This is a genomic window from Brumimicrobium aurantiacum, assembly GCF_003402975.1.
Lineage (GTDB): Bacteria > Bacteroidota > Bacteroidia > Flavobacteriales_D > Crocinitomicaceae > Brumimicrobium > Brumimicrobium aurantiacum.
This window is the reverse complement of sequence record NZ_QURB01000009.1, coordinates 44,862-59,340: the sequence shown is the minus strand read 5'-3', so window position 1 is coordinate 59,340 and position 14,479 is coordinate 44,862. Positions and strand designations below refer to the sequence as shown.

At 32.8% G+C, this 14,479-nt stretch carries 12 protein-coding genes; 11 read left to right on the top strand and 1 reads right to left on the bottom strand.

What is annotated here, in order from left to right; translation table 11 throughout:
• Positions 1 to 12: 12 nt before the first annotated feature.
• The 5 genes from DXU93_RS13085 to DXU93_RS13065 all read left to right on the top strand — a co-directional run bounded on the left by DXU93_RS13085 (position 13) and on the right by DXU93_RS13065 (position 6,708).
• A complete protein-coding gene (locus DXU93_RS13085; RefSeq protein ID WP_116881751.1) occupies positions 13 to 1,128 on the top strand; it encodes a DUF2914 domain-containing protein in 1,116 nt (371 codons plus the stop codon).
• A gap of 70 nt (positions 1,129 to 1,198) precedes the next feature.
• A complete protein-coding gene (locus DXU93_RS13080) occupies positions 1,199 to 2,296 on the top strand; it encodes a GTPase (RefSeq protein ID WP_116881750.1) in 1,098 nt (365 codons plus the stop codon).
• Between the two features lie 80 nt (positions 2,297 to 2,376).
• Positions 2,377 to 3,045 (top strand): hypothetical protein, encoded by a 669-nt coding sequence (locus DXU93_RS13075; protein ID WP_123776138.1) that lies wholly within the window; start codon positions 2,377 to 2,379, stop codon positions 3,043 to 3,045.
• Positions 3,046 to 3,490: 445 nt separating this feature from the next.
• Positions 3,491 to 5,902 (top strand): alpha/beta hydrolase family protein, encoded by a 2,412-nt coding sequence (locus tag DXU93_RS13070; RefSeq protein WP_116881748.1) that lies wholly within the window; start codon positions 3,491 to 3,493, stop codon positions 5,900 to 5,902.
• 410 nt (positions 5,903 to 6,312) lie between these two features.
• Positions 6,313 to 6,708, top strand: coding sequence for a hypothetical protein (locus tag DXU93_RS13065; RefSeq protein ID WP_116881747.1), 396 nt, complete (start codon positions 6,313 to 6,315; stop codon positions 6,706 to 6,708).
• 1 nt (position 6,709) lies between these two features.
• On the opposite strand, the gene DXU93_RS13060 is transcribed toward DXU93_RS13065, so the two are convergent.
• Positions 6,710 to 7,501 carry an alpha/beta fold hydrolase gene (locus DXU93_RS13060; RefSeq protein WP_116881746.1) on the bottom strand — a complete coding sequence of 264 codons (792 nt, stop codon included), beginning with the start codon at positions 7,499 to 7,501 and terminating at the stop codon, positions 6,710 to 6,712.
• A 260-nt stretch (positions 7,502 to 7,761) separates the two neighbouring features.
• On the opposite strand from DXU93_RS13060, the gene DXU93_RS13055 reads away from it, so the two are divergent.
• From DXU93_RS13055 to DXU93_RS13030, 6 genes are all read left to right on the top strand, one after another.
• The gene (locus DXU93_RS13055; RefSeq protein ID WP_116881745.1) at positions 7,762 to 8,139 is read left to right on the top strand and encodes a hypothetical protein; all 378 of its coding nucleotides are present in this window, start codon (positions 7,762 to 7,764) and stop codon (positions 8,137 to 8,139) included.
• A 410-nt stretch (positions 8,140 to 8,549) separates the two neighbouring features.
• Positions 8,550 to 9,257 carry a hypothetical protein gene (locus DXU93_RS13050; RefSeq protein WP_123776137.1) on the top strand — a complete coding sequence of 236 codons (708 nt, stop codon included), beginning with the start codon at positions 8,550 to 8,552 and terminating at the stop codon, positions 9,255 to 9,257.
• A gap of 84 nt (positions 9,258 to 9,341) precedes the next feature.
• Entirely contained in the window at positions 9,342 to 10,940 is a 1,599-nt protein-coding gene (locus DXU93_RS13045; protein WP_116881743.1) for a hypothetical protein, read from the top strand.
• Between the two features lie 128 nt (positions 10,941 to 11,068).
• Positions 11,069 to 11,539, top strand: a complete 471-nt coding sequence (locus DXU93_RS13040; protein WP_116881742.1) for a hypothetical protein — start codon at positions 11,069 to 11,071, stop codon at positions 11,537 to 11,539.
• 372 nt (positions 11,540 to 11,911) lie between these two features.
• Positions 11,912 to 13,120 carry a class I SAM-dependent rRNA methyltransferase gene (locus tag DXU93_RS13035; RefSeq protein ID WP_116881741.1) on the top strand — a complete coding sequence of 403 codons (1,209 nt, stop codon included), beginning with the start codon at positions 11,912 to 11,914 and terminating at the stop codon, positions 13,118 to 13,120.
• Positions 13,121 to 13,254: 134 nt separating this feature from the next.
• A complete protein-coding gene (locus tag DXU93_RS13030; protein ID WP_116881740.1) occupies positions 13,255 to 14,424 on the top strand; it encodes a serine hydrolase domain-containing protein in 1,170 nt (389 codons plus the stop codon).
• Positions 14,425 to 14,479: the final 55 nt, after the last annotated feature.

Here is a 14,479-nt window from a genome sequence, read left to right as displayed (position 1 = left end):
CTTTCTCATTTAATGAATAAAGTCATTCAGAAATATAAAAACAGTCGTTTCAGGAAGTTTATCCGTAGAAACAATAAATACCTTCCGCTTATCTTTTTTATCGGTGGATTTATTATGGATGTTTTTACCCTTGGAAGAATTGACCAAGCATTTAGTCTTGTACTTTTATCCACCTACCTACTGTTGTTGAGCGTAACATTATACCTCTACAACTTGGTCGATGATGGTACATGGAAAAACACATTTTTAGAAAGGTTCGAGCTCTACTTTCCATTAGCGATCCAATTTTTCTTAGGTAGTTTATCAAGTGCTTATGTGATTTATTTCTCAAGGAGTGTATCACTTTCAAAAACCTTTGTGTTTTTCCTTATTTTAATAGGACTGTTTATTGCCAACGAATTTTTAAAAAAGCGAATTGCCAATAAGTACTTACAATTTAGTTTGTTCTTCTTTGTCAACTTTACTTTTTTCACTTTTATGGTCCCCGTTATTCTAAAAGAAATGAACACTTTGGTTTTTCTTTTTTCAGGTGGATTAAGTCTAGCCCTCACCCTTCTTCTGATCACATTTATATACCGTAAAAGCCCAAGTACACGTTATGAAATCAATTTAAAGAAATTAACCAGAATAATTCTAAGCATTTACCTAGCTATCAATACCTTTTACTTTACCAATCTTATCCCACCTGTTCCGCTTGCATTAGAAACAGGATTAGTCGCTCATAAAGTCGAACAGAAAAATGGTGAATATTTGGTTACTTACGAACAAGATGATTGGTATGTGTTTTGGCGTTCACATCGACAAAAGTTTGCTTATAAAGCGAATGAAAGAGTATATATTTTCACTTCTATTTTTGCACCTACAGAATTATCTATTCCAGTTTTTCACCGATGGAAAAAGTATGTCGAATCAACAAATGATTGGTTGATTACAGATAAAATTGGATATCAAATTACTGGAGGAAGAGAACAAGGTTTTCGAGGGTATACTTATAAACAAAATGTAGATCCTGGAAAGTGGAAAGTTGAGGTAATCACTGAAGATGAGCAAATACTCGGTGTGATCAACTTTGAAATCATTGAAGATGAAAACCAAAAGGTGAAACGTATTGTAAAACATAGTTTTTAAAACAAAAGCAATTGTTAATTATAGGTTTAACCGAAGAAGCTTAATATATTTAGACAAAGAAATTGATACAATGAAGCCAGATAATATTTTAAAGAAAATCGAGAAAGATTTAGAAGAATATCAAAACACTAAAATTAAATGTGCGATTATTGGTCGAAGTGGTACTGGAAAATCTTCATTGATTAATGCTATAGCTGGTGAAGAAATTGCCGAAGTTGGTGAAATCGAAACCACAATGAATATTAAAGATCCTTTTGAAATTAATGGTTTAATGTTCTATGACCTACCCGGATGTTCTACTTCAAAATTTCCGCGAGAGCAGTATATCGAAAAATTTAAACTAAGTGAATTTGACAGTGTGATATTGGTCACGTCTGATCGTTTTTATGAAGATGATTTGTATTTGATTGAAGAACTCATCAAATTAAAAATCCCTGTTTTTGCTGTACGCACTAAAATTGATTTTGCTGTAGAACGCGGTGAAAAAAGAGGCGTTTCTGCTGGTGAAACATGTCAACTTATCTATCAAAATATAGAAGAGAACTTAAACGGAAATAAGGTCAATGGAATTTATTTAACTTCTGCTGATTATCCAAAGGAGTATGATTTAAGTAAGCTTTTGGAAGATATTTTTTTTTCTCTAAACGACTTTAAAAGAGAACGATTTATTGCCGACATCAATATTACGAGTCAACGGATTTTAGATGAAAAAAGGAAAATTGCTGAGAAAATCGTCATGCGCCATTCTGCCCTTGCCGCAGCAAACGGATTAAATCCCGTACCTGGAGTAGACATCAGTTTGGACATTGCATTAATGGTTAAAATGTCGAAGGAAATACAATTGATTTACGGATTAAACCAAGAACAACAAGCCTTCAACATTCAATATTTAGATAAGAAAAGTGCGAAATTCATTGCTACAAAAATACTTCAATACACCTCACGGTACGGCGGAAAAGAAGCCCTAATGATTTTATTAAAAAGAGTAGGTTCTTCCATTGCTACTAAAACAGCTTCCAAATGGGTTCCTTTTGTTGGACAAGCCATTGCTGCGGGAATTGGTTTTAAAATGACTTCTTGGATTGGAAAAGACATGATCAACGATGCCGAGGAAATTGCCAAAGAAACTTTTGAGGCCTTGAAAGTGAGTAGTGGGGAATTACCTTAAAGTATTAACTATAAAATAAGCTTGCTCTGATTTGTATTTCATCGAAATGTTAGAAAAACCACAACAAGAATTTATAAATTATGAAACTATACTTACTCAAGATAATACTCCCATTATTGGTGTTTTTTAATGCTTACGGACAAGAAAAAGAAGCTACTTTAGAAGTCAAAGTAATGAACGATATGAAAACCCCGGTTGCAAACATCGAGATTCAGTTATATAAAAATGATTCAATCTTTATTACGGGAAAAACAGATTCGTTAGGAATTTTCAATTACTACAAGGACTTTGAGATAAATACTGAGTACAGCATTTCAGTAATTTGCAGTGAATTCCAAAATTCAAAAGAAATATTTCGAGAAAAAACGGATACCAGTAAAAACATACAGTATTTCTATGAATTAGTATGTATGAATATCATAGAAGACAAGTTTGATAATTCAGCGTATTACGAACTTAATGAAGTTCAGGATTTCTCCAATTTTGAGTTGGACTGGTTTAAATCTATACAGATGGAATACCCTAATTTATGTATAAATTTTTATCAATGGATTAATCCAAAAGAAAGTAAATCAATAGCCAGAAAACGAATGAAAAACTTTGAGAGAAAATTAATAGAATTTGGTATTGACATGAATCGTATTCAGTTCATACCTAAAATTAACTACTTAAACGAAAAGGCATTAGCATTTGATTATCGTTCGCGTATTTTAGGAGAAGTTATGTCTATGGATGGGAATTGTAAATGAAATTTCACTTGTAACTAACCTCCATTTTTACGTTATTTAATTCTTATGACAAAATCAACACTCCTGCTCTACTCCATTTATAACTGTACTTTCTAATTTTGTCAAATCAATCCAACCAAATAGTCACACAAAGCAAACGTATTTAAAATCTAATCCTCTAAAACATTGTATTTTGTCACGATTTTTTAAACAAAAAGTCGCGCCAAAAAAAGATCTTCCACATTATTCTTTAACCACGGGTTGAAAACAGTAGCAAAAGTATCTTTAGCTTTATATACCAAGCAAAAAAGGAGATGTAAATTTAAATGCGTTTACTCTGAACAGTCTTGGATACTAAACCAACAACTATTGGAAGGCTAATATTTTCAAAACTATTTTTCTTAAAAGTATTCTATCAAAAAATTACTATTTTCGAACTACAATAAAATTATCAATTCAACAATTTATGAGAATATTTTCATTTCTATTTACATTCCTTTCGATAATAGGTGTCAGTGCCCAAGAAGGATTGACGTATCAAAAACCTTCCCAAGAAATCTTAGATTTGGTCGATATTAGTCGAGCACCAAGCGTATTTATGAATGAGGACAAAAGTCAAATGATTTTGGTTTCACGAAATGCTTACGGTTCTATCGAAGAGTTATCTCAAGAAGAATTACGTTTGGGAGGTCTACGTATCGACCCCAAAACAAATATCGGAAGTCGTGTAAATTACTTCAACAATATTGAAGTAAAAAGCCTAAAATCTAAAAACGCAAAACGTGTTCAAGTGACTGGACTACCAGAAAATCCAAAATTGACAAACTTTAGCTGGTCGCCAGAACAAGATAAATTAGCCTTTACTCATACCACTTCAAAAGGTGTAGAATTATGGGTTCTTGATGTGGCCGCTGCAAAAGCGACAAAACTAACCGAAGCAAATGTAAACGCAAATATTGGTGATGCGATCAACTGGTTTGCTGATGGAAAATCAATTCTTGTGAAAATGGTTTCTTCAAAAAAGGAAGATTTAATCAACACAAAAACTGCAGTTCCTAATGGACCAACCATCTCTGTAAACGATGGAAAAAAAGCCCAAAACAGAACCTACCAAGATTTATTGAGTAACAAAAGTGATGAGCACAATTTCGAACAATTGGCACGTTCAGAAATTTATAAGGTATCACTTGACGGAAATGCTTCACTTTGGTTGAAAGACGATATTTACTCTTCAATTAGCTTTTCTCCAGATGGAAATTATGTAATGATTAAAACAATAGAAAGACCATTTTCTTACTTAGTTCCTTATTACAGATTCCCTTCAAAAACTACGATTTACACAAAAGACGCTCAATTAACTAACGTTGTTTTAGAAGTTCCTTTAATTGAGGACCTACCTCAAGGATTTATGGCTGTTAGAACAGGAAAAAGAAACTTTTCATGGAGAAATGACAAGCCATCAACATTGATTTATACCACAGCACTTGATGGCGGCGATCCAGCAAACGAAGTTCCATTTAGAGATGAGACATTTGAAGTAGAAGCACCATTTCATGGAGAAGGAAGAAGTCTAATCAAAACAATTAACCGAATGGGTGGAATTCAATGGGCTACTGACGATATTGCTATTGCAAGTGATTATTGGTGGAATACACGTAATACTAAATCTTACCTTTTTAATCCTTCAGACAATTCGGTTGAAGCAAAAATAATTGAGGATAGAAATTATCAAGATGCCTACAGTAATCCAGGAAGTTTTGTGATGAAAAGAAACGAAATGGGAGAAAGTGTTTTGGCCTTGAAAGACAATAAAGCTTTTCTACTTGGAGAAGGACATTCTAAAGAAGGACAGTTTCCATTTTTAGATGAATTAGACCTAGAATCACTGAAGAAAAATAGAATTTATCAATCAAAATATACTGATAAAATTGAAAGTTTAAGAGATTTTGACCCAAGAAACAATCAGTTATTGGTGAGAATTGAATCTTCTACAGAATACCCAAATTACTTTTTTAGAAATACAAAAGGTAAAAAGTTAAATCAAATTACCTTCTTCGAAAATCCATTTAAAAGCATTCAAGATGTACACAAAGAAGTGATTAATTACAAACGTGATGACGGATTAGATCTTTCAGGAACTTTGTATTTACCTGTAGGATATGACAAAGAGAAAAAAGAAAAAGTGCCGTTGATTATTTGGGCTTATCCGAGAGAATATAAGAATCAAGCAAGTGCAAGTCAAAACACACAAAATCCAAATAAATTCACTTATCCTCATTATGGTTCAATGATTTATTGGGTTACCAAAGGCTATGCTGTATTGGATAACGCTTCTTTCCCAATTGTTGGAGAAGGTGATGAACAACCTAATGACACGTATGTAAAACAATTGGTGGCTAACGGAAAAGCTGCAATTGACGCAGTAGATGCAATGGGATATATTGACAGAAACAGAGTAGCTGTTGGTGGACATTCTTACGGTGCATTTATGGTAGCCAACCTCTTGACACATTCAGATTTATTTGCAGCAGGAATTGCAAGAAGTGGAGCATACAACAGAACGCTTACGCCATTTGGATTCCAAAGTGAAGAAAGAAACTATTGGGAAGCACCTGAGGTTTACAATACAATGTCACCATTTATGAATGCAGATAAGATGAATCAGCCATTGTTGTTAATTCATGGTGAAGCAGACAATAATTCAGGTACCTATCCAATGCAAAGTGAGCGATATTTCAATGCCTTAAAAGGTTTAGGTGCAACAGTTCGTTTGGTTATTTTACCCAAAGAAAGTCACGGATACAAAGCCAAAGAAAGTGTTTTGCATTTACTTTGGGAACAAGACCAGTGGTTAGAAAAATATGTGAAGAATAAATAGCTTTAGCCTTTAGGCAAAGAATTAAAAAAACTCCAACCGTATTAGTTGGAGTTTTTTTGGTTTGTAGTCGTAGTTAATATTATATCTGGAAGTGTTCTCTTTCTTCCTTATTATGCTTTTTCAAAGCTCCTTCTAATTTGTCTTGTTTAGAACAGCTTAAAAACGGAATTCAAAATTTTATCCTCGATCACCTTTGATATTGCGCTTTACAACTCTAAAACCTATATACATTGTTTACTTTGTTAACTAATCTAACACATAATTAACTATAAAACAGGTAAAAGTCAAGTTTGATGAAAGGTTTATTCGTATCAATCATTTGATTAAAGGAATTTAATCTTCAAAGTAGATGAACTATCTTTCTTTTACTCTATTTTTGAGTATTTACTGAACTTTAAAATAAAGATCAAATGATAAATAGCGTTAAACCTCAAGATTTCATCCTTTATAGTTGTTTATTTATTTTTCTCCAAAGCTGTAGTTTAACGAAAAAACATCAATTGAATAAAGAAGAAAGTAAGCACGTCGCTTTATATGGAAAATGGAAACCAATTGAGTCTGCTCCTATTAAGAGTAAATACATCATTGAATTTGATGAACAAAGCTATACTTTTCATGTAAATGGAAATTCACCTCACAAAAAGTCCTACCATATTTATCAAGACAAAATTATTGGATCTTATATAGAGGGACCGGAGATTAGAGATTCAATTCGATTTGAACTAATCCATCCTGACACGCTTACTCTTGAAATAAAAGAGATGGGAGAACCGATTAACGTTAAACACTTTAAAGTTTCGAAGTGACTTAAGCTTGTTCACCATGCAACTTCAAAAACGAAAGCACTTTATCATTAAATTCTCGGGGTTGTTCAACATTCACAACATGTCCACAGTTCTTGATAACGTGTAATTGTGCACTTAAATGCTTTGAAATCACCTCTCGGATTGCAGGCAAGAACAAATGATCTTGTTCTCCCATAATGTAAAGCGTTGGAATTTTCACATCTTTCATTCTAAACAACTTCAACAAAGGTGTTAGCTCTGTGGTCAATTTAAACCAACGTTTGAATTCCTTTTGGTAAAGTTTTTTGGCTTCGTTTACAAATAATGAACGAGACTCTTTGTGATTTTTTCGGGGCATAATCACAAAAGCGAATAATTTGTACAGGAAAATATATGGCACTACAGATTTAAAAGCGTTACCAAAGCCAATCAAGAATTTTGAACGGACATTCATCTTTAGAATTGCGCCTCCCATCACCATACTTTGAATTCGCTCAGGATTTCTTTCCGCCATATCACGAATCAAAATCGTTCCTAAAGAAATTCCAATAAAATGTGATTTTTCAATTTTTAAATGATCCAATACTTCCAAAATATCATTTGAGACCACCTCGAAAGTATATTTTTGTTTTACCTGTTGCTTTATTGGCATTTGACTATTTCCGTGTCCACGCAAGTCGATCAATAAAACATTAAAATCATTTTGAAAAGTTCGAACTTGCCGATACCAAATAGAACTACTCCCTCCTGCTCCATGCACAAAAGTCACCCATTTTGTGGTGTTTTCATTAGGATAAATAGTATAACTTAACATAGAATTTGCAATGGAGTTAAAATAAAAACAAAAATGGTCCTTAAAAGTTCTACAATAATACAATAAAATTCGATTCCAACTCTCAAATACTTACAATTGAAAAACAGAGTTTTGTAGTGTTTTCAATGCATACATAATAATTTAGATGCAAGTAAGAACTATCCTTCAATTAGTACGAAATGTTTTTCTAAATCTCAATGATCAAAACACATGAACTGTAACGAATTTTAATTTTCAACGTTATTAAAAAAAATACTCTTATGAAAAATGCAATATTGATTTTTGTTCTAATTATTTTAGGAAGTTCACTAAGTTTTTGTCAAGAAGCTACACACCGTGAAGTTAAATGTGACTCAAAAGAAATCCAGTTTTATAACGTGGTAGATTTTAAATATTTCCCAAGAGACTACACTAAAATTCCAAAAAGAGAAGGAGTCAATTCTTACCAGGATTTAACAGCAAAGGAAATTAAAATGCTGAAAAAAATGGCCAAGAAAAGTAAATCTTGTTTTGTCGAATGTAATTTTAACTATCAAACACCTAAGTCAATGAAAAATGTTGACCAAGCGAAAGAGGATGAAAAGAAAAAGTACTTCCATTTCTATTGTGGTCGAAGAACTGTTAAGATTGTCAATTGAAAATAGTTCTCTCATCGTTATGATTTCGAGATGACTTTGTCGGAGAAATCTTTTTCCAATTAAAAAAACAGCTTTAGAACAATAGTAAAGTTCCTGATATGCATTTAATGATATAAATGCTGTGATGGAAAAACTTATGGCAATGTATGTGAAGTTGAAAGGGAAGGTATCAGACCAATGTGACTTTTATTGAACCCATTCTGTTTTAAAATGTACTATTCAAAAAAACAGAATAAAATCATCATGAAAAACGTAATTACACTCCTTTTAAGCCTCTTGATGTGTTGGTCGATTTCAAACATCAATGCACAAAATGACACGCTCATTAAAAGAGAAATAAAAATTGATCAACCAATCATTTTGTCCGACTGTGCCCATGGTCATCTATGTTGTCAAGTGGGTTGCCACTGTTGTCCCGACGAAAAAAAATATTTGCTCCTCCACTTCATGTTAGAACCAATTACCCAAAAGGTGATGGCTTAACCTACAACCAATACGTGGGAGAAAATATTGCGGGATATCATCTTGCCAACGGATGGAGGAAAGACAGTGTCAATGGTGGATTTAATAAAGAGATTTACACCAACCCTTATGTTGAAGGAATCTCATTTGACAAAAAAAATACCAACCAACTCAATGCTTACAAATATGTTGATGGACAAAAATACACAGGTCGTGTAGAAGATACGTTTACGGTGAGATTTACACCTGATAAGATTAAAGGATATTTAAATGGAAAACCCTATTATGAATCGGTAGAAATAAAAGTCATTTTTAGAGGGGACTGCGTAGCCGGTTTGATGCAAGGCCGAGGGATTCTTGCTGCAGAAATTAGTGGATTTGGAATGTATAACAACCTAAAACTCGCAGAATGTAATTTCGAAAATGGTGAAATTGTTGGTACAGTTAAAAACTATGATCTCAATGCTGTTGAAACGGCAATTATCAATGGAAAAATTCACAATAAATCTTCAACACGCGATTATTTTGAGTTCATAAAAATGCTTAATCTTACTGAAATAGAATATGAAAAAGGAAGCATGAAGTGGTTACAAAGAACCACATACCAAGGAAATGATAATACAGGAAAAGTGATTTCGAAAAGAAAGAATCATTGATAAAAAGTAGGTTGTAATCTAAACGATTATGTAACCATTACCTCTTCAAATAGTTATGAGTTTACAAATGCTAAACTATTAATTATGAAGTCAACGCTCTTTCTCATTTTACTTTTAGGCACATTTCTTTTAAGTTGTAATCAAGAAATTGAACATCAAACAACAAAATCAAGTAACGATACTGAATTAAAAAGTAAGCAAAGCAAATCTTATTTTATTCAAGCTCCGCTAAAGGAAATGGATATTCGTTTTGAAAATTTTACTCTTAAAGCAGAGCAAGGTGATACACTTTATGCTGAATCTGGTAGTATTCTAATTTTCCCTAAACACGCTTTCTTGGATAAACAAGGAGCTAAAATTACTGGAGAGATAAAAGTTCAATATAGAGAGTTTACAAATCCTGTTGATTTCTTCCTAGCAGGTATCCCACTCGAATATGACTCATTAGGAGTAAGCTACGATTTTGAATCATCTGGAATGTGTGAAGTACTCGCTTTTAAAAATGAAAATCCTGTTTTTGTGAATCCCGAGCGTAAACCTGAAATTAATATGGTTAGTGGAAACTCCTCAAGTTCCCATAACATATACTATTTGGACACTGTTCAAAAGAATTGGATTTATCGTGAAAAAAGCAATGTAACTGATGTGAATGCAACTTTAGAAATTGAAAAGTCGACAACTGTTCCTCCGAGTAAACCAGAAAAAGCTGATGATAAAAATCCGATTATAAATATCTCAATCGATCCCAGGTCATTTGAAGAACTAATGGTTTATGACAACTTAAAATTTCAACTTGACCAAACGGAAAACAGCTTTAAACCTGAAGATGCCAATGAAATATGGAAGAAGGTTGAACTAAAAAGAAGTAAAGATAAAGGAAAGTATAAAGTCAACTTTAGCAACAATCAACGTAAAGTTTCCTATTTAGCAAAGCCTGTTTTAGAAGGGGAAGATTATGACAAAGCACTTCAAGTTTATGACAAAAAAATTAAAACATTTAAGCAAAAACAAAATGAGCGTCATCAAAACGAGGCAAAAATAAAAGCAGCAATTAAAGAGCAAGAGCGCGTTAATACGCTTATCAAAAAGAGAAACGAAAAACAAAGAATTCGCAATAAGCAACAAAGAGAGAAAAATGAGAAAATAAATCAAGCCATTATTGCCGATAATAAGAAGAGACAAAAAGAATATCAAGAAAAACGAAATGCAATTGAAAAACAAAATTCAATTAACAAGGAACTAAACGCCCAATATGAAAAAGTTCTTGCAAGAGAAGAAGCTAAAGCAAAAGATTTGGATGCAAACAGTCAGCTCATTCGAAGTTTTTCTATTGATGGGTTTGGAATCTGGAATTGCGATGAACCTTTTACTTTTGAAACTTTTAATGTTATTGCTCAATTCGTTGATGAAGAAGGAAATCAAATGGATTTATCAAATAGTTCAATTATTATAAAAGGATTTAATGGTGTCCTAAGTAACAATAGAAATATACTAAGAATTCCAGAGCAAAAAGCGTGTTTTATTTTTGCTGTTTACGACAAAAAAATTGCTTATTTAACTTTTGAACAATTTCGAGATTTAAAATTATCAAAAGAAACATCCGAATTTACTTTTAAACTGAAAACAGTACCTAAGGACAAAAACAATTATGCGTATTTGAAATCGTTAATTTCTGAAAATTGATCCTGTTGGAAAACTCAGCAATTTTATTTCCGAATGTTTCCAGAAGATTTCTGTTGAGTATATTCATACAAGTGTTGTTTTATTAGGCTTCAATTTCACTTTTTCATATACTTTTATAAAAAAAGAAAATGGAACAGTACAACATGATTAATAAGATTAGTGCATTTGTATTAAAAAGAGAATACTTACTTATTCTACTCACTACATTGGCTATTTCTGCAAAACCATTGAACCTTCAATATGCGAACTACATAACCGTTTTTCTTCTTTCATTTGTTTCAATTGCTTATGTATTGGCCGCTCAAAAAACATTTAAAGAACCTAAAGGAATGAGTTCCTTCTATTTTAAACTGGGAGGAATCGCATCTGGAGTTGCTATTATTGGTGTTTTGTTTAATATTTTAGCTTTTCCAAGTTATAAACCAATGCTGATTGTTGGTGGGTTGAGCCTTGTTATACTTCTTGGAATAATATCTATAGATAAAGACAAAACCATCGATAAACAACTTTTAAACCCGACACTGAAATTACGTTTTCTTTACATTTCTTTTATTACGCTTGTTTTCCTTCTTGAGGATTACGGATTGTTTAACTTTTAGGTTGGAGGCGATAAATTTGGTTGAATTTTTATTAATTTGGATATTAAATTGAAAACAAGCTAATCCGATAAACATGACTTTGAAGGGACAAATCATTGCAAGTATAATATGAACTCTTCTTATGTATCTTTTTATCGTCATCCTTTTTCCAATTTCACAAGATGAAGAAAGCACTCGAACTAATCTTTTACGTGGAACTCCAATTTGGTTGATTGGTGGCTTTCTTTATTTCTCCGCAATGCGTTTTTTCACTAAGCGGAAAAAGTAAAAGAATTCATTTTTTAAAAATGAATATCAGTCAACACTAAATAAGAAATCTAAAATCAATCAGCCTTTGTATTTATTCGTAATTTCGCAATTCAATTTATACAAATGAAAATCCCCACACTAGCAATTAAGCTCAACAAGGCTGGAGAAAGAGCTGTAAAACAAGGACATCCTTGGATATTTGAAAACAGCATTGAAAAAGGGCCAAAAGATACTGCTATAGCTGGTAGTTTGTGCGTAATTTTCGATCAACGCTATAATAAACCCATTGCTTTCGGATTGTGGGACCCTGAAGAAATTATTAGAATAAAGTTGATTCTATTGGGGAACAGATTACAACTCAACGGCGATTTCTGGAGCTCTCAATTAAGAAAGGCGCATTCGAAAAGACAAAACCTCATCAAAAAAGGTATAACAGGTTATAGGGGAATTCATGGAGAAAATGATCATTTCCCGGGATTAATTCTTGATGTATATCAGCAAGTTGGTGTTTTGAAAATCTACTCCAATGCTTGGAAGCCTCACCTCGATATTTTATCAGAAAAAATCAAAGAAGTTTATGGTCTGAAAACAATTGTAATTCGATTCAGTAGAAAAATTCAAATGAAAAACACCTTCCCTTATGAAGAAGGAGATTTTATTGGAGAGTCACTATCTAATGAAAAAATTGTATTCGAAGAATATGGCGTAAAATACTATGCTTATACACAATCCGGACATAAAACAGGTTTTTTCCTTGATCAACGTCCAAACAGACATTGGGTGCAAAAAAATGCCAAAGGAAAAAGGGTACTTGATGTTTTCAGTTATGTAGGAGGTTTTGGTATTCACGCCCTAAAAGGTGGTGCTGAATCTTTAACTTCTGTTGATATTAGTCAGCATGCTATGAATGTCGCTGAAGAGAATATACAGCTCAACAATTTTGATCAATCTAAATGGAATCCAATTACTGCAGACGCCTTTATTGCCTTGGAAGAGCTTATTGAAAAAGAGCAGCAATTTGATATTGTCATCATCGATCCTCCTTCTTTTGCAAAACAAGGGAAAGAAGTAGAGAGTGCCGCTCACCAGTATGAACGATTGGCAAGACTCGGAAGGTCACTTACGGACGATAAAGGAGTTTTAATATTAGGTTCATGCTCGAGTCGAATTTCACTTCAAATGTTCGAAGAAATACATCATGATGCTGGAATTACATCAAAAGACAATTGGAAATATTTACATTATACCTTACATGATGATGACCATCCAATTGAATTTGCTCAAAGTAATTACCTTAAAACTATTTTTTATCAGAAACAAGTTGATGCATAAATCGGCTTGAGAAAATTAATAAGAATGCATTTTAATTAACAAATAGGTAATTTACAAGCCTTTAGTTGTTTTATCAATAAAAATATAGCTAATTTTACTCCAAAAATAAGACTACCAAACCAAAATAAACACCGATGAAAAAGTTAATATTCCTATTCTTAATTTGTTCATTTATTTTTACGGTACAAAGCTGTAAGAAAGATAAGATTCCAGAACCTGAAGCTCCTTCAACACCAGAGGAAGTGAACGAAGATATTGTTGCATTCAATAGTTTTCTTGATACCGAATTCACACAGAAAAACCTAGTAGGATTATCTGTGCTTGTATTTAAAAAGGACCAGGTTTTACACCAAAAACAATTGGGAAAAGCAAATATTCAAAATGATGAGAATTTAACGGCAAATCATTTATTTTCTGCTGCATCATCTTCAAAAATTGTAACTGCCACTGCCCTTCTCCAACTTTTTGAGTATGGACATTTTGCTTTAGATGACAACATCAGCGATTTTCTTCCATTTAATATTGAACATCCAAATTCTACAACCCCAATAACCTTTGAAATGTTACTCACACATACCTCAGGAATTGCAGACGGAAGTATTTTAGATGACCATTATTATGATGGATATGATAGTCCATTACCTATAAAGTATTTTATTGAAGAATATCTTCTTCCAGGTGGAAGCTTCTATAATGAAACTGAGAACTTTACGAATTTCGAACCAGGAACTCAGTATGAATACACAAATGTAGGAACTACGCTGATGGCCTTATTGGTGGAAGAAATTTCGAGTCAAGATTTTCCAGCTTATTGTCAAGACAAAATTTTCTCGCCTATGGGAATGACCCAAACGTATTGGAAGTACAATCAAGCCAAAAACTCCTCCAATCCAATTGTCACACCTTACAATGATCAAGGAAGTCAACACAATGAAATTGATCAATATACTTTTACACATTATCCGAGTGGAGGTTTACGCACAACGGTTCAAGATATGATGAAGTTTTACGCTCCATTGGCAAATGATGGTAACTTCAACAACACAAACCTTTTGCATGAAACAACTACAGAATTGATGTTTGATAATCAGATTCCAAATTTGAATAATCAAATGGGATATCATGTTTACCTATTAGACGCTACAAACTATATTTGGGGTGACGACAAAGGAATTGAAGGTGCATCGGCAATAGTAGGGATTTCTCCTTTTTCAGATATAGGAGTTATTGTTTATGCAAATCAAAGCGATGTTGATTTATCGGAAATTCTTGATGAAGGTTTTGAATTAGCCCTTAAACTTTAATTCCAACGACTTTTATGAAAAGTGGCGATTTGTTCACTGGAAAGATTTGTATATT

What these genes read in the sequence shown, in the direction of transcription:
- DXU93_RS13060 (WP_116881746.1), bottom strand. Translation starts at nt 7,501, where the DNA reads ATGTTAAGTTATACTATTTATCCTAATGAAAACACCACAAAATGGGTG.
- DXU93_RS13065 (WP_116881747.1), top strand. Translation starts at nt 6,313, where the DNA reads ATGATAAATAGCGTTAAACCTCAAGATTTCATCCTTTATAGTTGTTTA.
- DXU93_RS13035 (WP_116881741.1), top strand. Translation starts at nt 11,912, where the DNA reads ATGAAAATCCCCACACTAGCAATTAAGCTCAACAAGGCTGGAGAAAGA.
- DXU93_RS13030 (WP_116881740.1), top strand. Translation starts at nt 13,255, where the DNA reads ATGAAAAAGTTAATATTCCTATTCTTAATTTGTTCATTTATTTTTACG.
- DXU93_RS13045 (WP_116881743.1), top strand. Translation starts at nt 9,342, where the DNA reads ATGAAGTCAACGCTCTTTCTCATTTTACTTTTAGGCACATTTCTTTTA.
- DXU93_RS13055 (WP_116881745.1), top strand. Translation starts at nt 7,762, where the DNA reads ATGAAAAATGCAATATTGATTTTTGTTCTAATTATTTTAGGAAGTTCA.
- DXU93_RS13040 (WP_116881742.1), top strand. Translation starts at nt 11,069, where the DNA reads ATGGAACAGTACAACATGATTAATAAGATTAGTGCATTTGTATTAAAA.
- DXU93_RS13075 (WP_123776138.1), top strand. Translation starts at nt 2,377, where the DNA reads ATGAAACTATACTTACTCAAGATAATACTCCCATTATTGGTGTTTTTT.
- DXU93_RS13070 (WP_116881748.1), top strand. Translation starts at nt 3,491, where the DNA reads ATGAGAATATTTTCATTTCTATTTACATTCCTTTCGATAATAGGTGTC.
- DXU93_RS13080 (WP_116881750.1), top strand. Translation starts at nt 1,199, where the DNA reads ATGAAGCCAGATAATATTTTAAAGAAAATCGAGAAAGATTTAGAAGAA.
- DXU93_RS13085 (WP_116881751.1), top strand. Translation starts at nt 13, where the DNA reads ATGAATAAAGTCATTCAGAAATATAAAAACAGTCGTTTCAGGAAGTTT.